The following is an 18,802-nucleotide window of genomic DNA, read 5'->3' on the forward strand; positions in this document are numbered from 1 at the left end:
CGGAGGAGACGCAGGATGGCAGAGCGCACGCGCGTGCTGGTCGTCGAGGACGACCCCGACATCCGCGAGCTGCTGGTGATGGTGCTCGGGCAGCTCGACCTCGACGTCCACCAGGCCTCCAGCGGGACCCAGGCGCTGGAGATGGCCCGCGAGATCGAGCCGGCGCTCGTGACGCTCGACCTCGGCCTGCCCGACATCGACGGTCTCGAGACCTGCCGCCGGCTGCGCGAGTTCAGCGACGCGTACGTGCTGATGCTGACGGCGCGGGACGAGCGGACGGACCGCGACGTCGGTCTGGAGAGCGGTGCGGACGCCTTCATGGCGAAGCCGTTCTCCCCGAAGGCCCTGCGCACGAGGGTCGCCGAGGTCCTCGCCGCACGGGCGGACGGCGCCGCTACGGACGGCTGAGGTCCTGCTCCTGCGCCGTTGTCGGTGGCTGGCCGTAGGCTCGAAGCATGCGACCAGTGACCGATCTCGAGCGCCGGGTGGCGCCGTTCAAGGTGGTCTCCGACTACGAGCCGGCGGGCGACCAGCCGGCCGCCATCGTCGAGATCACCCAGCGCATCGAGGACGGCGTCGACGACGTCGTGCTGCTGGGTGCCACCGGCACGGGCAAGACGGCCACGGTCGCCTGGGTGGCGGAGCAGGTCCAGCGACCGCTGCTGGTGCTGCAGCCCAACAAGACCCTCGCCGCCCAGTTCGCGAACGAGCTGCGCCAGCTCTTCCCGCAGAACGCGGTGGAGTACTTCGTGTCGTACTACGACTACTACCAGCCCGAGGCCTACGTCCCGCAGACGGACACCTACATCGAGAAGGACTCCTCGATCAACGAGGAGGTCGAGCGGCTGCGCCACTCCACGACCAACTCGCTGCTCACGCGGCGCGACGTCATCGTGGTCTCGACCGTGTCGTGCATCTACGGCCTCGGCACCCCGCAGGAGTACGTCGACCGCATGCTCCGGCTGCGGGTCGGTCAGGAGCACGACCGCGACGCCGTGCTCCGCCGCCTGGTGGAGATCCAGTACACGCGCAACGACATGGCCTTCACCCGGGGAACGTTCCGGGTGCGGGGCGACACGCTCGAGATCTTCCCGGTCTACGAGGAGCACGCGGTCCGCATCGAGTTCTTCGGCGACGAGATCGAGCGGCTCATGACGCTCCACCCGATCACCGGCGAGGTGCTGACGGAGGACCAGGAGCTGTACGTCTTCCCGGCCACCCACTACGTGGCGGGCCCGGAGCGCATGGAGCGCGCCATCACCGGTATCGAGGAGGAGCTGACCGAGCAGCTGGCCGCCTTCGAGCGGCAGGGCAAGCTGCTCGAGGCCCAGCGCCTGCGCATGCGCACCACCTACGACATCGAGATGATGCGCCAGGTCGGCAGCTGCTCGGGCATCGAGAACTACTCGATGCACATGGACGGCCGGAGCCGCGGCACGGCGCCGAACACGCTCCTCGACTACTTCCCGGAGGACTTCCTGCTCGTCGTCGACGAGTCCCACGTCGCGGTCCCGCAGATCGGCGGCATGTACGAGGGCGACATGTCGCGCAAGCGCAACCTCGTCGACCACGGCTTCCGGCTCCCGAGCGCGATGGACAACCGGCCCCTGCGGTGGGAGGAGTTCCTCGAGCGCATCGGCCAGACGATCTACCTCTCGGCCACGCCGGGCAACTACGAGCTCGACAAGGTCGGCGGCGACGTCGTCGAGCAGATCATCCGCCCGACGGGCCTCATCGACCCCGAGGTCGTGGTGAAGCCGACGAAGGGCCAGATCGACGACCTGATCGGCGAGATCCGCACGCGGGTCGAGCGCAACGAGCGCGTCCTGGTGACCACGCTGACGAAGAAGATGTCGGAGGACCTCACCGACTACCTCCTCGACGCCGACATCCGCACGCGCTACCTGCACTCCGAGGTCGACACGCTCAAGCGCATCGAGCTGCTGCGCGACCTGCGACTGGGGTCGTACGACGTGCTCGTCGGCATCAACCTCCTGCGCGAGGGCCTCGACCTGCCCGAGGTCTCGCTCGTCGCGATCCTCGACGCCGACAAGGAGGGCTTCCTGCGCTCCGACAAGTCGCTCATCCAGACCATCGGCCGCGCGGCGCGCAACGTGTCGGGCCAGGTGCACATGTACGCCGACCGCATCACGCCCTCGATGGAGTCGGCCATCGACGAGACGAACCGGCGCCGGGAGAAGCAGGTCGCCTACAACACCGCCCACGGCGTCGACCCCCAGCCGCTGCGCAAGAAGATCGCCGACATCACCGAGATGCTGGCCCGCGAGGACGAGACGACCGAGGCGCTGCTGCAGACCTGGGCCGACGTCGGGCAGAAGGGCCGTGCCGGCGGGGTCAAGGCCCGGCAGCCCGTGCCGGTGCTGGGGGAGCGCTCGGCCGAGCGCAACGCCGGGGTGGCGGGCATGCCGAGCGCCGAGCTCGCCGCGCTCATCCAGTCGCTCAGCGACCAGATGAAGACCGCCGCCGCCGAGCTGCAGTTCGAGCTCGCCGCCCGGCTGCGCGACGAGATCTCCGACCTGAAGAAGGAGCTGCGCCAGATGCTCGAGGCCAGCAAGTAGCCGGCCGCGGCCGGGCCGCCGGAGACGACCGGAGGGCTCGGCGTAACATCGCCGCAGTGAGCGACGACGCAGGTCAGCGGCCCGTGAGAGAACCCCGGCCACGCTGGACCTTCGTCGTCTGGAGCATCGGGCTGGCGACGTACCTGCTCGCGGTCTTCCACCGCTCCTCCCTGGCCGTCGCCGGGCTCGCGGCCACCGACCGCTTCGGCATCTCCGCGGCGCAGCTCTCGACGTTCGTGATGCTGCAGCTGCTCGTGTACGCCGTCATGCAGGTGCCCGTCGGGCTGCTCATCGACCGGTTCGGGCCGCGGCGCGTCCTGCTCGCCGGCACGCTCGTGCTCGTCGCCGCCCAGTCGGCGTTCGCCTTCGCCGACTCGTTCGTGCTCGCCCTCCTGGCCCGGGCGTTCGTCGGGGTCGGCGACGCCCTCACCTTCATCTGCGTGCTGCGTCTCGTCAGCAGCTGGTTCCCGCTGCGCCAGATCCCCTTCATGACCCAGCTGACGGGCACGCTCGGCCAGGGCGGCGCCATTGCCGCGGCGGTCCCGATGACGTGGGCCCTCGGCACCCTCGGGTGGGAGCGGGCCTACCTCCTGGCGGCCAGCCTCGGGCTGGTGCTCGCGCTCGGCCTGGTCGTCGTGGTCCGTGACGCCCCGTCGGTGCGGAGCCTGCGGGGCGAGGCGATGTCGCTGGGCGCCGTACGACGCAGCCTGGGCGCCTCGTGGAGCCAGCCCGGCACCCGCCTGGGCTTCTGGATGCACTTCTCGACCCAGTTCAGCGCCACCACGCTCAGCCTGCTGTGGGGGTATCCCTTCTTCGTGCGGGGCGAGGGGCGCACGCCCGACGAGGCGGGCCTCCTGCTGACGGTGCTGGTCCTCGCGATCATGGTGGCGGGCCCGGTGCTGGGGTGGCTGGTGGGCGCCTACCCCTACGAGCGCTCCACGATGGTGCTCACCATCGTGGGGTCGATCGTCGCCGTCTGGACCGTCGTGCTCGCCTGGCCGGGCAACGCGCCGTTCGGGGTGCTCCTGGTGCTCGTCGTCGTCACGGGCATCGGCGGACCGGCGTCGATGATCGGCTTCGACGTGGGCCGCACCTCCAACCCCGACGAACGGCTCTCGAGCGCCACCGGGATCATCAACCAGGGCGGCTTCTACGCGAGCCTGCTCCTCGTCGTCGGCATCGGCCTCGTGCTGGACTGGCGCACGCCGGGCAGCGGCACGTCGTACACGCCCGAGGCCTTCCGCTGGGCGATGAGCCTGCAGTACGTGCTGTGGACCGTCGGCCTGGTGCAGGTGTGGCGCTACCGCGGACGGGCCCGCGCGTTCGTGGCCCGGGCCCGTCCCGACCTCAGCGGGGGATGACGGAGAACAGGAACTTCTTGCGCACCATCAGCCAGATGAGGGCCAGCACGGCGGTGTGCACGAGGGTGCCCTGCCAGACCGACCCCCGGTCCAGGCCCGGGATGTTGCCGACGGCGAGCACGAAGAACACGTGCACGATGAAGACGTAGAGGCTGGCCTGGCCGAGCGGGATCCAGAACCACCCGATGAGCTTGTCGATCGGCTTCCACATCGTCGTCAGCACGGCGTACGCCACCACGACCATCAGCACCAGGTCGAGCAGTCGGCCGGGCTGCAGGAAGACCCGCGTGTAGGCGTTCTCGTACAGCCACCCGTAGGAGCCCTCCGGGAACGGGGAGGCCGAGTAGCCGTACGTGTGGGCCAGCCACAGCCACACCAGGGCGCCGGCGTACCCGAGGACGAACACCGAGCAGGCGATCTTGCCGGCGTGCGAGACGAGGGCCTTCGTGATCTGGCGGCGGTAGACGCCGACCACGAGGCCGTGGGTGAAGGCGACCTGCCAGGTGAGGAGCGGGAAGACGGCCTCGAACTGCGAGGGGAGCGGGTGCACCTCGGCGACGGCGTTCCACACGTAGAGCGCCCACGACACGGCCAGCACCAGCCACCACAGGCCGCGCTTGACGAAGAACATGATCACGGGCAGCACGAGGCTGAAGACCACGAACAGGCCCATGATGTTGAAGACCCACGGCCCCATCTCGAGCAGCAGGAACTGCTGGACGGCGTACCACGGCGGCGGGTAGTCGAAGAGCCGCGGCGCGTTGGCGTAGAGGTCGTAGACCTGACCCGCCACGACCTCGCCGTTCTCGCCCGTGCCGCGGTCGGTGAAGGTCGTGATCACCGTCGCGTCGATGAACGGCAGCAGGCCGAGCAGGTAGACGAGCATCACCACGACGAGGGCCACCACGTACTGCTTGCGGGCGCGTCGCCACATGACGACCGCGGTCGGCCACTCGCCGAGCTTGCGCACCGTGGGGAGGTAGATCATGCCCAGCACCACGCCGGAGAGGAGCACGAACATCTCCGCACCGGTGATGGCCCCGACCGCGTTGAGCGTCACGTAGGAGTAGGGGCTCGCCACCTCGATGTGGGTGATCACCACCGCCAGGATGATCCACCCGCGGAACAGGTCGAGCCGGCGGTCGCGCGGGTCGTGCTCGTCCGGGTAGCGCCACGAGGGGAGCCACCGGCCGGCGGCGCCCGCCAGCACGAAGGCGACGGCGAGGAAGGCGACGCAGAAGACGATCCAACCCATCTCGGCGCCGATCTCGTCGGGCGCGGGCTGGCGGCCCTGGGCGGTGGCCTCGTTGGCCGCCTGCTGGTCGAGCACCCGGGTGACGGGGCCCATCCGCACGTCGGCGTCGACGAGGTCGGGCCGGAGGGCGTCGGTGAGCTCGTCGGTGCGGGTGGCCCGCCAGTCGACGACCCGCTCCTGGGCCTCCGCCTCGGGGCGCTCCTGCTCGAGCCAGGAGTAGCCCCGCACGAGCGGGTAGTCCGCCTGGGCCGCGAACACCTGGCGCCACCAGCCCTGCTTGATGTCCAGCTCGGGGTCGCCCGCGTCGTCCGGGATCCACAGAGCGCCGGTCTCGACGAGCATGGGGAGGTCGTTCGCCTCGGCGAAGCGCTCGTAGAAGGGCGCGCGGTCGCCGTCGCCGACGTAGTTGTACTGCTCCTCGAGCCGGTCGACGTAGGCGTCCTCGGCCGGCACCCGGTCGAGCTCGAAGCCCTCGCTCGACTCCTCGTCGCCGGTCCGGCCGCCCTCGGCGGGGTCGAGGTCGTTGTCGACGCGGCCGCGGTCGGGGCCGAAGTGGTAGAGCGTCAGCCCGACCCAGTCGACGGCGTCGGTGCCGGGCCAGTAGGGCCCGTAGGGGTCGTCGCCCTCGTCGAGCCGGCCGTTGCCGTCGGTGTCGAGCGTCTCGACCTCGGAGACCCGGTCGGGGTCGACGTCGCCGTACGCCGCGCCGTAGGGGTAGCCCGCGCCGTACACGGGCGACCAGACCATCGCCGCGTGGGGCGTCGCGTCGTGGACCGCGTCCGCGACCGTGCGGAAGGCGTCGACGTAGGCGAGCGGCTGCTGGCCCCAGGCGTACCAGGTGCCGTTCATCTCGGGCGCGAACCGCACGAGGAAGTAGGTGTCGAGCTGGTCGTGCAGCTCGACGAGCTGGTCCGCGAGGTCGGAGGCGTCATCGGCGGTGAGCTCCGTCAGCGGTACGACGGGCTCCAGGCTGACGACGGCCACGGCGCCCTGCGTGGCGGCCTGCTCCACGAACTGCCGCAGGTAGGTGCGGTCGTCGTCGCCCAGCGGGTAGTTGACGCGCTGGGTGTAGAGCGACGGGGAGCGGCCGAGCCGGTCCTCGTAGTCGGCGGCCGAGTCCGACGTCCAGTCCAGGCTCGGGCCGAACCACGGGCTCCCGGCGTCCGGCAGCGCCGGCGGGGCGTCGTCGTCGGCCGCGACCGCCGGCGACGGCACGGCCAGCAGCCCGAGGGCGAGCAGCAGGCCGACGAGCCCGAGCAGCAGGCGTACGGCGGGGCTCAGTCGCGTCGTACGCACTGCAGCCTCCAGCGGTTGCGGTCCCCCGACCTCTCGTAGTCGAGGTCGTCGAGGGCCGCGAGCGCGAGGGCCAGGCCGCGGCCGGACTCCGCGTCCTCGTCCGGCATCGTCACGGTGCTCAGGTCGAGGCTGACCGGCACCCCGTTGTCGCTGATGGTGGCCACGAGCTCGTCGGCGGTGACGGTGACCACCAGCTCGAGCCGCCGCTGGGGCGCGCGGACGTCGGGCCGGTAGGCGTGCTCGGCGACGTTGCCCAGGATCTCCATCACCGCGGTGAGGAAGCGGAACCGGTCGGCCACGGAGACGTCGTCGTGGCGCTCCCAGACGAGGTCGAGCTGGTCGTGGACGTCGTCGAGGGCCTCCGGCGCCGCCGGCAGGTCGAGACGCAGGGCAGTGCCGTCCGCGTCGCCGTCCGGACGCGTCTCAGACATCGAAGGCGCTCCCGACGTCGTCGCGCGGGCGCAGCACCTTGTCCATGTTCGTGAGGGTGAAGACCGTCATGACCTCGGGCGTCGGGCGGGCGATGCGCAGGTCGCCGCCGGCCTGCCGGGCGGACTTGAGCCCGCCGATCAGTGCCCCGAGCCCCGACGAGTCGAGGAACGTCGTCTCGGCGAGGTCGACCACGATCCGCGAGGTGCCGCCGGTGATGATGTCGGCCAGCACCTGCCTCAGCTGGCGGGCGGCGACCATGTTGAGACGGCCGCGGGGGACCACCACGGCGATGCCCCGGTCGGTGGTGACGTCGAGCTCGATCATCTCTCTCCTCTGTGCGATCCGCGCCGGGAGGCGGGTTGCCGGGCGGGTTGTCGGTCAGGTTGCCGGGCGGGGGCCACGGCGCGCGTCGGGGACGCGTCGGACGGGGACGGGTCGGGGGGCCGGGAGTCGGGCGGTTCGAAGCCGCGGTACCGGACGGCCCGGATGATCACCGAGAAGATCACGAGGTCGAAGACGACCCAGACCAGGTTGAGGCTGGTGCCGAGCCACGAGGCCTGGCCGACGGCGAGGCGTACGACGCCCGCCACGCCGGCGAGGGCCAGCGCGCCCATGGCGATCAGCTGGGGTCGCACGAGGTCCCACCGGGCGACCGCGAACTCCTTGCGCTCCTTCGGCGTGACCGAGAAGTCGAGGTCGCGGCGCAGGAAGACGTTGCCGAACGCCGAGGTCACCGACTTGATCCAGACCGGGAAGAGGGCGAGCGAGTACTGCTGTCCCCGCCAGGTGGGCCGCCCGTTGGCGGCGACGAAGAACAGGAGCTGGTTGACCACGAGGAACGGCACGAGGCGGATGAAGAAGTCGGTGCTCAACGCCTGGACCGGCAGGACCCCGAGCGTCAGGTAGATGACCGGGGCCGCGATGTAGACGAGCGCGGCGAAGCCCGAGAGGTAGCTCCACATGGTGCCGAAGTACATGAGCCGCTGGGGCCACGAGAGCCGCTTCTGCACGAGCGGGTTCTCGCGGAACATCACCTGCGCAGTGCCCTGGGCCCAGCGGAGCCGCTGGGTGAGCATCGACTCGAGGTCCTCCGGCGCGAGCCCGTGGGCCAGGACCTCGTCGTGGTAGACCGAGCGCCAGCCGAGCCCGTGCATGCGCATGCACGTCGCCATGTCTTCCGTGACCGAGATCGTCGCCATGGGCATCACCGGCATCGCCTCGTCGCTGCGGTCGACGTCGACCGCGCGGATGAGCGCCTCGACGGCCTCGATGGCACCGAGCGGGGAGAGGTCGCGCGCGGTCGCCCGGTCGAGCGCCTCGAGGCTGACGGTGGCGAGCGACTGGTCGCTCATCCCGGCGAGCTGGTCGAGCTCGGCGATGAGGTCGAGGTCGGCGGAGACCAGCTGGAGGTCGGCCGCGACGAGCTGGCGCCGGATCTCGGCGACACGGGTCTGGAACCTGTACGTCGCGTCCAGCAGCGCTCCGCCGCGGGCGATCTCCCGTCGGGTGCGGCCCACGTCGTACAGGACGTCGTCGATGGCCTTGCGCACGCCGACCTCGTCGTCGCCGAGGTCCTTGCGGGCGGCCGTCAGCACCGACCGGGCCGAGCGCAGCGCGCGATCGACGCCGACGCCGATCTCGTGCACGTAGCGCGTGATGCCGATCTGCATCAGCGCCTCGCGCCGGATGACGGCGTTGGAGCCGCAGAAGAACGCGGCGTTCCAGCCGTCCTTGCCCTGCTGGATCGGGCCGTAGAAGAGCGGCGCCTGGCTGCCGAGCGGGTCGCTCTCGGGCACGTTGACGAAGTACTGCGGGGTCTGGACGAGACCGACGTTCTCGTCGTCGAAGTAGCCGAGCGTGCGGTCGAGGATGTCCGGGCTGGGGATCTGGTCGGCGTCGAGGATGAGCAGGAACTCGCCGTCCGTGGCCTGGAGCGCGTTGTTGAGGTTGCCGGCCTTGGCGTGGCGCGGCATGCCCGCCCAGTCCGGGGAGCGGGTGATCCAGCCGATGCCGAGCTCGGCCGCGGCGTCGCGCATCTCCGGGCGGTTGCCGTCGTCGAGGATCCAGGTCTGGTGCGGGTAGCGGATCGCGACCGCGGCGCGGGCGGTGTCCAGCACCAGGTCGAGGGGCTCGTTGTAGGTCGTGATGAAGACGTCGACGGTCTGGTCGGGCGTCGCCGGCGGCGGCTCGCCCCGCTCCTTCAGCCGCCACATGGTCATCCCGAACAGCAGCGAGTCGACGAGGCTGTAGGTCTCGGCGATCACGAGCGGGACGGCGATCCACCAGGCCGACCAGTGCACCGAGAACAGCCAGCGCCAGACGATGTAGTTGAGCCCGAGGATCGCGGTGACGAGCACGATCCCGCGCAGCAGCAGGAGCCGTCGACTCATCAGGCCGAGTCCTCCACGTCCGGACCGGTGTCGGCGGCGCGGAAGACCGCGAGCACGGTGACGTCGTCGAGCGGCGGCCGCACCTCGGCCCAGCGCCGCACCTCGGCGAGGAGGTCGGCCGGGGTGGCGGCGGCCCGCGTGGCCACGGCGAGGTCCTCCCAGACGAGGGCCTGGTCCTCGACCAGGTCGAGCACCCCGTCGCTGATGACGACGAGCCGGTCGCCGGGCTCCAGGGTGGTCGTGTGCTCGGTCCAGTGGTCGTCGGGCAGCACGCCGAACGGCCGGTCGTCGCCCGTCAGGTAGGTGATCGTGCCGTCGGCGGAGACCTGCGCCGCGAGCCCCGAGCCGGCGTCGACCCAGCGGGTCCAGCCGTCCTCCAGGTCGACGGCCGCCTCGAAGACGGTGAGGAACGACTCCGACCGCTCGAGGTCGGGCGTGAGGCTCCGGGCGACCTGCGTGGCGATCACCCCGAGGTCGGCGCCGGCGGTCACGGCTCCGTGGGTGGCGCGGATCGCCGCGCGGGCGCCCGCCCCGAGGAGGGCGGCGCTGGTGCCCTTGCCCATGACGTCGCCGACGCCGACGTGGAGCACGCCGCCGCCGAGCCCGAAGTCGTAGCAGTCCCCGCCCACCGCGAGCGCCGGCAGGCACATGCCGTCGACGCTCCAGGGGCCGCTCTCCAGCGGCTGCGAGGGGAACAGCGACGTCTGCACCTGGCGCGCCTGGCCCATCTCGGACGACGCGACGAGCTCCTGCTCCGCCCACGCGGCCAGGTCGTCGAACGTACGGCGCTGCTCGGCGTCGAGGGTGCGGGCGGCGCCGTCGAAGAGGCAGAAGGTGCCGACGACGTTGCCGAGGTGGTCGTGGAGGGGCCGGCCGGCGTAGAAGACGAGGGACCCGTCGGCGACGGGCGCGAGGTGGCGGAACCGTGGGTCCGCCCGGGCGTCCTCGACGACCAGGGTCTCGTCGCCCGCCTGGGCGGTGTCGCACAGGGTCTGCGACCGCGGCATCTCGGCGATCCCGAGGCCGCTCTCGCTCGGGAACCACGCCCGGTCGTGGTCGAGGACGGTGACCGACGTCGCTGCGACGCCGAAGACCGAGCGGGCCAGCCGCGTGATCCGGTCCAGACGGTCGTTGTCGCCGTGCAGCGCGTCGTGCAGGCTGTCGACGGCACGCTGCCGCCTCTGCTCCGCAGGTGCACCGATGTGGTCGTCGTGCAAGGTCAAGGCCGCCCCCCGAATGGCGTCGATCGTGGGTACCAGCGGTACGTCGACAAGGTTTTAACAAGGTAACGTGAAAGCCACGTACCCGCAGGCAGACGGCACATGCGGCGCGTCATGGATCATCCGGCGAACGAACGAGGGGGGCTCGTGGTCACGGCGGCGCACTCGGTCCTGGTGGTGGACGACGACGACGACGTCCGGTTCCTGGTGGCCGCGACCTTGCGGGGCGCCGGGCACGACGTGTCGGAGGCCTCGAGCGGGGCCGCCGCCATCGAGTCCGTACGAGCCCAGTCGCCCGACCTCGTGACGCTCGACCTCGGTCTGCCCGACATGGACGGCACGTCGGTGTGCCGCGCCATCCGACAGTTCAGCGACGCTTACATCATCATGGTGACGGGCCGCACCGACGAGATGGACCGGCTCCTCGGGCTCGACCTCGGAGCCGACGACTACATCAACAAGCCGTTCTCGCCCCAGGAGCTGCGGGCCCGCTCGGCCGCGCTGCTCCGCCGGCCCCGGACCCCTCGGCACGCGGGGGACCCGACGGGCACGGCGGGGCGCTCCGCTGCCGCCGTGCCCCCGGCGGACGCGCAGCCGGAGGTGATCGACGCCGGCCACGGCCTCGTCGTGGTGCCCGACCGCGGCCTGGCGCTGCTCAACTCCGTACCGCTGCCGCTGACGCCCGTCGAGGTGCAGATCCTGGCCGTGCTCGCCCGGGAGCCGGGGCGTCGCTGGGACCGTCGCGACCTCGTCAAGGCGGTCTGGACCGACGACTTCGGCGAGTCGCACTTCCTGCTCGACGTGCACATCGGCAACGTGCGGCGCAAGCTCCGCAAGCTGGGCGGACGCCGGGAGTGGATCCGCAGCGTCGAGGGTGTCGCCTACCAGCTCGGCGTCGACTGACGCCTCCGGACGGCCCCGCGTCCGGGCGACCTGACCCGCGGGTAACCTTTCGCCACGCCCTCGGAGGGGCGACCGGGGGCGAGACGAGGGAGAGGGCTGGATGCGGGTCGCACTGCTGTCCTACCGCAGCAAGCCGCACTGCGGCGGTCAGGGCGTCTACGTGCGCCACCTCAGCCGCGAGCTGGTGGCGCTGGGGCACGAGGTCGAGGTCTTCTCCGGCCAGCCGTACCCCGAGCTGGACCCGGGCGTCACCCTCACCCCGGTGCCGAGCCTCGACCTCTACCGCGAGCCGGACCCGTTCCGCACGCCGCGGCTCGGCGAGCTGCGCGACCTCGTCGACGTCCGCGAGGTCGCGACCATGTGGACCGGGGGGTTCGGGGAGCCCCGCACCTTCAGCGAGCGGATCAAGCGCGTGCTGGGCCGGCGCCTCGACGACTTCGACGTCGTGCACGACAACCAGGTGCTGGGCTACGGCATCCTCGACCTCGCCGCCTCCGGCGTGCCGGTCGTGACCTCGATCCACCACCCCATCACCTTCGACCGCCGCATCGACGTGGCCGCGGCGCCGACGCTGCGCAAGAAGCTGTCGCTGAAGCGCTGGTACGGCTTCCTGCGGATGCAGGGACGGGTCGCTCGCCAGGCCACCCTCGTCCTGACCCCGTCGGAGTCGTCGAAGCGCGACATCGTCACCGACTTCGGTGTCGACCCGGAGCGCGTGCGCGTCATCCTGCTGGGCGTCGACGAGGTCTTCGTGCCCCCCACCGAGCCCCGTGTGCCCGGACGCATCGTCGCGATGGCGAGCGCCGACGCACCGCTCAAGGGCATCGGCACGCTGCTCGAGGCGTTCGCGAAGCTGCGCACCGAGCGCGACGTCGAGCTGGTGCTCGTGAGCAAGCCGCAGCCGGGCGGCACCACCGAGAAGATCGTCGAGCGCCTCGGCATCGGCGACTCCGTGCGCTTCGTCCACGGGGTGAGCGACGCCGAGCTGGTGCGCATCATGGGCTCGGCCGAGCTCGCGTGCGTGCCCAGCCTCTACGAGGGCTTCTCGCTGCCCACCGCCGAGCTGATGGCCTGCGCGACGCCGCTCGTCGTGTCCCGCGCCGGGGCGATCCCCGAGGTGGTGGGCCCCGACGGGCTCTGCGCCGACCTGGTCACGCCCGGCGACGTCGGCGAGCTCGAGCTGGCCATCGCCGCCCTGCTCGACGACCCGGAGCGTCGCGAGCGGATGGGTCGCGCCGGGCGCGAGCGGGCCCTCACCGAGTTCAGCTGGAGCGCCGTGGCCCGGGCGACCGCCGCGGCGTACGAGGACGTCATCGCCGTGACCACCGCCCACGCGGGTGGGGCACGGCCCGAGCAGGAGGGCACCCACCGTGCTGACCGTTGACTTCGACCGCCTGGGCCTCCAGCCCGGTGAGCGCGTGCTCGACATGGGCTGCGGCGCCGGCCGCCACGCGTTCGAGATGTACCGCCGCGGGGCCGACGTCGTCGCGTTCGACCAGGACGCCGACGAGCTCGCGGGCGTGCGCGACCTCTTCGGGGCGATGAAGGAGGCCGGCGAGGTGCCGGCCGGCGCCGAGGCCGACGTCAAGGAGGGCGACGCCCTCGGCCTGCCCTTCGCCGACGGCGAGTTCGACCGGGTGGTCGCGGCCGAGGTGCTCGAGCACATCCCCGCCGACATCCAGGCGATCGACGAGCTCGTCCGGGTGCTGCGCCCCGGCGGCACGCTGGCCGTCTCGGTACCCCGCTGGTTCCCCGAGATCGTGAACTGGAAGCTGTCGGAGGACTACCACAACGTCCCCGGCGGCCACATCCGGATCTACACCGACAAGGAGCTGATCTCGAAGATCAGCAACGCCGGCGTCACCTTCGAGGGCCGCGACTACGCGCACGGCCTGCACACGCCGTACTGGTGGATCAAGTGCGCGGTCGGCGTCCGCAACGACGACCACCCGCTCGCGAAGGCGTACCACCGCCTGCTGGTCTGGGAGATCATGAAGCAGCCCCGCGCCCTGCGACTGGCGGGCCGCGTGCTCGACCCGCTGGTCGGCAAGAGCATGGTGCTCTACTTCCGCAAGCCCGCCTGATGCCGACCGGCCCGGACGGCGCCGCCGCCGGGAGCAGCGGCACGTCGACCGCCGTGACCGACGCCGTGCCCGCCGTCCCGGGCGTGCTGACGGCGGACGACGTGCGCCGTACCGCGGCATCGATCGTCGCCATGCAGCACCCCGACGGGGCCATCCCGTGGACGCCGGGCGACAAGACCGACGCCTGGAACCACGTCGAGGCCGCGATGGCCCTGCTGGTGGGCGGCGAAGTCGCGGCGGCCGAGCGGGCCTACGACTGGTGCCTCGCCCACCAGCGCCACGACGGCACGTGGCCGGTGCGCATCGTGGGCGACGTCGTCGAGGACGACGGGGGCGAGACCAACATGAGCGCCTACCTGGCGGTGGGCGTGTGGCACCACTGGCTCGTACGGCGCGAGCGGGCCTTCGTCGAGCGCTGCTGGCCCGCGGTCCGGGCGGCGCTGGACTTCGTGGTCCGGATGCAGCTGCCGTTCGGCGGCGTCGACTGGTTGCAGGAGTGGGTGGACGGCGCTCCCGGGCCCGTCCGCGGGGAGGCCCTCCTCACGGGGTCCTCGAGCATCTACCAGTCCCTGCGGGCCGGCCTGGCCCTCGCCGACCTCGTCGACGAGCCGCAGCCGGAGTGGGAGCTGGCGGCCGGTCGGCTGCGCCACGCGATCCGGGCGCACCCCGACGCCTTCCTCGACAAGGCGACCTTCTCGATGGACTGGTACTACCCGGTGCTCGGCGGCGCGGTGCGGGGCGAGGCGGCCCACGTGATGCTCGCGCGCCGCTGGGACGACTTCGTGGTGCCGGGACTCGGCATCCGCTGCGTCGACACGAACCCCTGGGTGACGGGCGCCGAGACCTGCGAGCTGGTGATGGCGCTCGACGCGGTCGGGGACCGCGCGCGGGCCCTCGTGCTCTTCGCCGACATGCAGCACCTGCGCGCCGACGACGGCGGCTACTTCACCGGCTACGTCTGGCCCGACGAGGTCTTCTGGCCCCACGAGCGCACCACCTACACCGCGGCGGCCGTCGTCCTCGCCGCCGACGCCCTGAGCGGCACCACGCCGGGCGCCGACATCATGCACGGCTCGTCGTTCGGACCCCACCCGGCCGAGGTCGTCGGCGACTGCGGCTGCTGATCCGCCCTCGGCAGCCGGCGACCCGCGGTCAGCGCACCGCGTCCCCGGCGTCCCCGCGCACGCGGCGCAGCGCCCGCATCGACCCGAGCGCCTCGACCTCGACGAAGTCGCCGGAGTCGAGGGCCCGGCAGTAGACGTCGTACGGCGGGCGTCCGCCGTCGGCGGGGTCGGGGAAGACGTCGTGGATGACGAGGACACCGTCGCGGGCCAGCCAGCGCGCCCAGCCCGTGTAGTCGTTGTGCGCGTGCTCCTCGGCGTGGCCGCCGTCGACGAAGACCAGGGCCAGCGGGGTGCGCCAGAACGCGGCCACCGTCGTCGAGCGCCCGATGACGGGCACGACGAGGTGCTCGATCCCGGCCCGCTCCAGCGTGCGCCGGAACACCGGCAGCGTGTCCATGAGCCCCGACTCGGCGTCGAAGAGGCTGGCGTCGTGGTGCTCCCAGCCCGCCTGGTTCTCCTCCGACCCGCGGTGGTGGTCCACCGTCACCACGGTGCCGCCGACCTCGCGGGCCGCCGCCCCGAGGTAGATCGCGGACTTGCCGCAGTAGGAGCCGATCTCGAGCACGACGCCGTGCGGCAGCTGCTCGCGCGCCCAGCGGTGCAGCAGCAGGCCCTCGTCGGGGGGCATGAAGCCCGTGGCGGCGAGCGCGTGCTCGAGGAGGTCGGCGGGCATCCCGTCCGGCGCCGCCGGGGCGCTCACGACTGCTCCTCCGCGACCTCGGCGGGGGAGTCCCCGACGGGGTGCCCGCGCCAGCCGTTCCAGTGCCAGTGCAGGTAGCGGTCGATGGCGCGGACGACGTGGGCGCTGCGGATGGACGGGAACGTGTCGAAGGCGTGCTGGGCGCCGGGCAGCTCGGCGTACACGACCGAGCGCTCGGACACCTCCCGGAGCCGCTCGACGAACGCCCGCGCCTGCGTCACGGAGACCATCGTGTCGGTGGTGCCGTGCAGCACGAAGAAGTCGGGGGCGTCCGCGCTGACCCGGAGCACGGGGGAGGCGGCCTCGAAGACCTCGGGCGCCTCGGCGAAGCGCCGGTGCACCACCTTGGGGGCGAGGAAGGCGTCGCGCATGGCCACGGCGTTCCGCAGTCCGGTGGCGCCGGCGAAGTCGTAGACGCCGTAGTGGGGGATCGCGGCCGCGACGCTGGTGTCGGCGTCCTCGAAGCCCGGCTGGTACGCCGGGTCGTTCGGCGTCAGGGCCGCGAGCGCGGCGAGGTGGCCGCCCGCGGAGCCGCCCGTGATCGCGAGGTAGGACGCGTCGCCGCCGTACGCGCCGATGTGCTCGCGGATCCAGGCGATCGCGCGCTTGACGTCGACGACCTGCGCCGGGAACGGGTCGCGGCCCGCGAGGCGGTAGTTGATCGAGACGCAGATCCAGCCCTTGGCCGCCATGTGCTTCATCAGCGGGACGGCCTGGCCCTCCTTGGCGCCCAGCACCCACGCCCCGCCGTGCACCTGGAGGAGCACGGGTGCGCCGTCGGGGTGGACGGGCTCCTCGGGGCCGTAGACGTCGAGCATCGTGCGGCGCCCGGCGTCGGCGTACGCGATGTCGCGCTCGACGCGCACGCCGGGCGTGCGCACGCGGAAGGGGTTGACGAGGGAGCGCCACGGCACGGCGAGGTCGGCGGGCGTGGGGGCCTCGTCGAGCTGCTCGACGTAGTCGACGCCGAGCGCCTCGACGAGGGCGTCCTCGACCGCCGGCTTCACCCGCTGCGCCTGCACGACCATCACGCCGAGGGCGGCGGCGTTGGCCGCGGCCAGCGCGAGGCCCGCCGCGCGGTGGCGGTCGGTGGTGGCGCCCCGGGTGTGGGTGGCCGCGTCGAGGGCGGTCACGGCGAGCAGCTGGGGGGCCAGCTCGGTGGTGAGCCAGCCGAGGGCGAACCCCCCGATGCCGGACCGGATGCCGTGCGGCGGCCGGAACGCGTTCGTGCTGAGGGCGGCGAGGGCGAGCTGGCGGCGGAGGAGTCCCACGGGAAGGACTCTAGGACGACCGCGGGCCGTTTGTTACCCACGGGTCACTCCGTGGGCGCGGGCCGCCGCCGCGACGACCGGGGGACGGGTCGGGCGAGGGGCGATTGACCGCGGGCGCGACAATGGCGCCGTGACCCCGAGCCCCCGTGCGTCCGACCCGCCGCGTCGCCCGACGGGCTCCGACGTGTCCCTGCCCCGGTTCCGCGAGGTGATGGGCACGTTCGCGACCGGTGTGGTGGTCGTGGCGGCCGTCGAGCCCGACGGCACGCCGGTGGGGCTCACCGTGCAGTCGTTCGCGAGCCTCTCGCTGCGCCCGCCCCTGGTGGTGTTCTGCCCGGCGCGCACCTCGCGGACCTGGCCGCGCATCCGACGGGTCGGCTCGTTCTGCGTGAACGTGCTCGCCGACGACCAGGCCGACGTCGCGACCGTGATGGCCGCCGGGGGCGTGGTCGACCGGTTCGAGGGCCTCGACTGGACCCCGGGACGCCACGGCGCACCCCGGCTCGCCGGTGCGCTCGCCCACGTCGAGGCCACGGTCGTCAGCGTCCAGGCGGGCGGCGACCACGACGTCGTCGTCGGACGGGTGCACGCGGTCGAGCACGGCCGTCCGGGCGCCGGCGCGGGCCCGCTGCTCTACCACCAGGGCCGCTACGCCCGGATCCTCGGCGAGGAGAGCGCCCGGTGACCGACGAGGTCACCGCCCCCGCGCACCGCCCGCTCGCCCCGCGCACCGGTGCCGTCCTGGTCTTCGGCTCGTCGGCGGCCGTGCTGGTCGTCGAGCTCGTGGCGCTGCGGCTGCTGGCGCCGTACATCGGGCTGACCCTCGAGACCAACACCCTCGTCATCGGGATCGCCCTCTCCGCGATCGCCTTCGGCTCCTGGGCCGGGGGTCGGGCGGCCGACGTGACGGAGCCACGACGGACCCTGGGACCGCTGCTGGGCGTCTCCGGCCTCGCGGTCGGGGTGACGCCCCTCGTCGTCCGCCTCGGCGGCGCTGCCGACGGCGCGCTGGTGCTGCTGGCCGGGGCGCTGTGCCTGTTCGTCCCGGCCGCCCTGCTCTCCGCCGTCACGCCGATGGTGACGAAGCTGCTGCTCACCGACCTGGCCGAGACCGGTGCCGTCGTGGGCCGGCTCTCGGGCATCGGCACGGCGGGCGGCATCGCGGGCACCGTCGTGACGGGCTTCGTGCTCATCTCGGTGGTGCCGGTCAGCGCGATCCTGCTCGGCCTGGGCGTGCTCCTGGTGCTGGCGGCGGTGGCCGTCGACCTGCGGGTGCGCGGGTGGCGTCGTCCCCGGGAGGCGCTGGTCCTGGTGCTCGTCCTCGGCGGGGCGACGGCGCTGACCCAGGTGGCCCCGGGCGGTTGCGACGCCGAGACGACCTACCACTGCGCCCAGGTGCAGGCGGACCCCGAGCGTGACGGCGGGCGCCTCCTCGTGCTGGACGGGCTCGGCCACTCGTACGTCGACGTCGACGACCCCACCTACCTGCACTTCGCGTACGTCGAGGCCATCGCCTCGCTGGTCGACACGGGCTTCCCGGCCCAGGAGCCGCTCGACGCCTACCACCTGGGCGCCGGGGCGCTGACGGTGCCGCGCTACCTGGCGGCCGAGCGGCCCGGGTCGCGGAGCCTGGTCTCGGAGATCGACGCGGGCGTGATCCGGGTCGGGCGCGAGCGGCTCGGGATCGAGCCCGACGCGTCGATCGACGTCCGCGTCGAGGACGGCCGGCTCGGCCTGGGGCGGGTGGAGGCGGGGTCGCGCGACCTCGTCGTGGGCGACGCCTTCGGCGGGGTGAGCGTGCCGTGGCACCTCACGACCCGGGAGGCCGTCACCGCGGTCGATCGCCTCCTGCGACCCGAGGGCGTCTACGTGCTCAACGTGATCGACCACGGCCCGCTCGGGTTCGCCCGGGCGGAGGTCGCGACGCTCCGCGAGCGGTTCGCGCACGTGGCCGTCGCCGCCGAGCCGGGCGCGTTCGACGGCACCGACGGCGGCAACCTGGTCGTCGCGGCGTCGCAGGAGCCGCTCGACCTCCGCGCCTGGGAGGCGCGGCTGGGGGAGCGCGAGAGCTCCTGGCGCGTCGTGGGCGACGGCGACCTCGACGACTGGGTGGGGGACGCCGAGGTGCTCACCGACGACGACGCGCCCGTCGACCAGCTGCTCACGCCGTACCGCTCGAGCTGACGA

At 72.6% G+C, this 18,802-nt stretch carries 16 protein-coding genes; 9 read left to right on the forward strand and 7 right to left on the reverse strand.

Annotated elements, in window-relative coordinates; translation table 11 throughout:
• The first annotated feature begins 15 nt into the window (after positions 1–15).
• Genes K329_RS25955 through K329_RS0109895 form a run of 3 tightly spaced genes read left to right on the forward strand, consistent with a single transcriptional unit; the run spans position 16 to position 3,940 of the window.
• Positions 16–408 carry a response regulator transcription factor gene (locus K329_RS25955; protein ID WP_052336679.1) on the forward strand — a complete coding sequence of 131 codons (393 nt, stop codon included), beginning with the start codon at positions 16–18 and terminating at the stop codon, positions 406–408.
• Positions 409–455: 47 nt separating this feature from the next.
• Complete coding sequence (uvrB, locus tag K329_RS0109890; protein ID WP_028472910.1) at positions 456–2,579, forward strand: excinuclease ABC subunit UvrB; 2,124 nt, start codon at positions 456–458, stop codon at positions 2,577–2,579.
• A 56-nt stretch (positions 2,580–2,635) separates the two neighbouring features.
• Positions 2,636–3,940, forward strand: a complete 1,305-nt coding sequence (locus K329_RS0109895) for an MFS transporter (protein ID WP_245596510.1) — start codon at positions 2,636–2,638, stop codon at positions 3,938–3,940.
• On the opposite strand, the gene opgC is transcribed toward K329_RS0109895, so the two are convergent.
• The 5 genes from opgC to K329_RS0109920 are packed head-to-tail and all read right to left on the reverse strand — an operon-like array spanning position 3,927 to position 10,536.
• Positions 3,927–6,491 carry an OpgC domain-containing protein gene (gene opgC / locus K329_RS25960; protein ID WP_052336681.1) on the reverse strand — a complete coding sequence of 855 codons (2,565 nt, stop codon included), beginning with the start codon at positions 6,489–6,491 and terminating at the stop codon, positions 3,927–3,929. The genes K329_RS0109895 and opgC overlap by 14 nt on opposite strands.
• The gene (locus K329_RS0109905) at positions 6,473–6,922 is read right to left on the reverse strand and encodes an ATP-binding protein (protein WP_028472912.1); all 450 of its coding nucleotides are present in this window, start codon (positions 6,920–6,922) and stop codon (positions 6,473–6,475) included. The genes opgC and K329_RS0109905 overlap by 19 nt, the downstream gene beginning before the upstream one ends.
• The gene (locus K329_RS0109910; RefSeq protein ID WP_028472913.1) at positions 6,915–7,247 is read right to left on the reverse strand and encodes an STAS domain-containing protein; all 333 of its coding nucleotides are present in this window, start codon (positions 7,245–7,247) and stop codon (positions 6,915–6,917) included. Before K329_RS0109910 ends, K329_RS0109905 begins: the two co-directional genes overlap by 8 nt.
• Positions 7,244–9,313, reverse strand: a complete 2,070-nt coding sequence (locus tag K329_RS25965) for a glycosyltransferase (protein WP_084541177.1) — start codon at positions 9,311–9,313, stop codon at positions 7,244–7,246. The genes K329_RS0109910 and K329_RS25965 overlap by 4 nt, the downstream gene beginning before the upstream one ends.
• On the reverse strand, positions 9,313–10,536 hold the full coding sequence (locus tag K329_RS0109920) for a PP2C family protein-serine/threonine phosphatase (RefSeq protein WP_084541178.1): 1,224 nt from the start codon (positions 10,534–10,536) through the stop codon (positions 9,313–9,315). The genes K329_RS25965 and K329_RS0109920 overlap by 1 nt, the downstream gene beginning before the upstream one ends.
• Before the next feature lie 144 nt (positions 10,537–10,680).
• Between K329_RS0109920 and K329_RS0109925 the strand changes: the two genes are divergently transcribed.
• From K329_RS0109925 to K329_RS0109940, 4 genes are all read left to right on the forward strand, one after another.
• Entirely contained in the window at positions 10,681–11,436 is a 756-nt protein-coding gene (locus K329_RS0109925) for a response regulator transcription factor (RefSeq protein ID WP_028472915.1), read from the forward strand.
• Positions 11,437–11,536: 100 nt separating this feature from the next.
• Positions 11,537–12,820: a glycosyltransferase family 4 protein gene (locus K329_RS25970; RefSeq protein ID WP_052336686.1), complete on the forward strand. Its 1,284-nt coding sequence runs from the start codon at positions 11,537–11,539 to the stop codon at positions 12,818–12,820.
• Positions 12,807–13,520: a class I SAM-dependent methyltransferase gene (locus tag K329_RS0109935; protein ID WP_028473220.1), complete on the forward strand. Its 714-nt coding sequence runs from the start codon at positions 12,807–12,809 to the stop codon at positions 13,518–13,520. The genes K329_RS25970 and K329_RS0109935 overlap by 14 nt, the downstream gene beginning before the upstream one ends.
• On the forward strand, positions 13,520–14,644 hold the full coding sequence (locus tag K329_RS0109940) for a prenyltransferase/squalene oxidase repeat-containing protein (RefSeq protein WP_245596511.1): 1,125 nt from the start codon (positions 13,520–13,522) through the stop codon (positions 14,642–14,644). The genes K329_RS0109935 and K329_RS0109940 overlap by 1 nt, the downstream gene beginning before the upstream one ends.
• Before the next feature lie 28 nt (positions 14,645–14,672).
• Here K329_RS0109940 and K329_RS0109945 read toward each other — a convergent pair whose 3' ends face one another.
• Positions 14,673–15,344 (reverse strand): class I SAM-dependent methyltransferase, encoded by a 672-nt coding sequence (locus K329_RS0109945; RefSeq protein ID WP_245596513.1) that lies wholly within the window; start codon positions 15,342–15,344, stop codon positions 14,673–14,675.
• The gene (locus K329_RS25975) at positions 15,341–16,615 is read right to left on the reverse strand and encodes an alpha/beta hydrolase (RefSeq protein WP_052336688.1); all 1,275 of its coding nucleotides are present in this window, start codon (positions 16,613–16,615) and stop codon (positions 15,341–15,343) included. Before K329_RS25975 ends, K329_RS0109945 begins: the two co-directional genes overlap by 4 nt.
• A 130-nt stretch (positions 16,616–16,745) precedes the next feature.
• On the opposite strand from K329_RS25975, the gene K329_RS0109955 reads away from it, so the two are divergent.
• Positions 16,746–17,300: a flavin reductase family protein gene (locus K329_RS0109955; RefSeq protein ID WP_211225823.1), complete on the forward strand. Its 555-nt coding sequence runs from the start codon at positions 16,746–16,748 to the stop codon at positions 17,298–17,300.
• Positions 17,297–18,799 (forward strand): fused MFS/spermidine synthase, encoded by a 1,503-nt coding sequence (locus tag K329_RS0109960; protein WP_028472919.1) that lies wholly within the window; start codon positions 17,297–17,299, stop codon positions 18,797–18,799. The genes K329_RS0109955 and K329_RS0109960 overlap by 4 nt, the downstream gene beginning before the upstream one ends.
• Positions 18,800–18,802: the final 3 nt, after the last annotated feature.

Origin of the sequence: Nocardioides alkalitolerans DSM 16699 (genome assembly GCF_000426525.1) — a bacterium.
Lineage (GTDB): Bacteria > Actinomycetota > Actinomycetes > Propionibacteriales > Nocardioidaceae > Nocardioides > Nocardioides alkalitolerans.

Bases quoted from the DNA above. Each gene is read 5' to 3' on its own strand.
- K329_RS25955 (WP_052336679.1), top strand. From the start codon at position 16: ATGGCAGAGCGCACGCGCGTGCTGGTCGTCGAGGACGACCCCGACATC.
- uvrB (WP_028472910.1), top strand. From the start codon at position 456: ATGCGACCAGTGACCGATCTCGAGCGCCGGGTGGCGCCGTTCAAGGTG.
- K329_RS0109905 (WP_028472912.1), bottom strand. From the start codon at position 6,922: ATGTCTGAGACGCGTCCGGACGGCGACGCGGACGGCACTGCCCTGCGT.
- K329_RS0109910 (WP_028472913.1), bottom strand. From the start codon at position 7,247: ATGATCGAGCTCGACGTCACCACCGACCGGGGCATCGCCGTGGTGGTC.
- K329_RS25965 (WP_084541177.1), bottom strand. From the start codon at position 9,313: ATGAGTCGACGGCTCCTGCTGCTGCGCGGGATCGTGCTCGTCACCGCG.
- K329_RS25970 (WP_052336686.1), top strand. From the start codon at position 11,537: ATGCGGGTCGCACTGCTGTCCTACCGCAGCAAGCCGCACTGCGGCGGT.
- K329_RS0109940 (WP_245596511.1), top strand. From the start codon at position 13,520: ATGCCGACCGGCCCGGACGGCGCCGCCGCCGGGAGCAGCGGCACGTCG.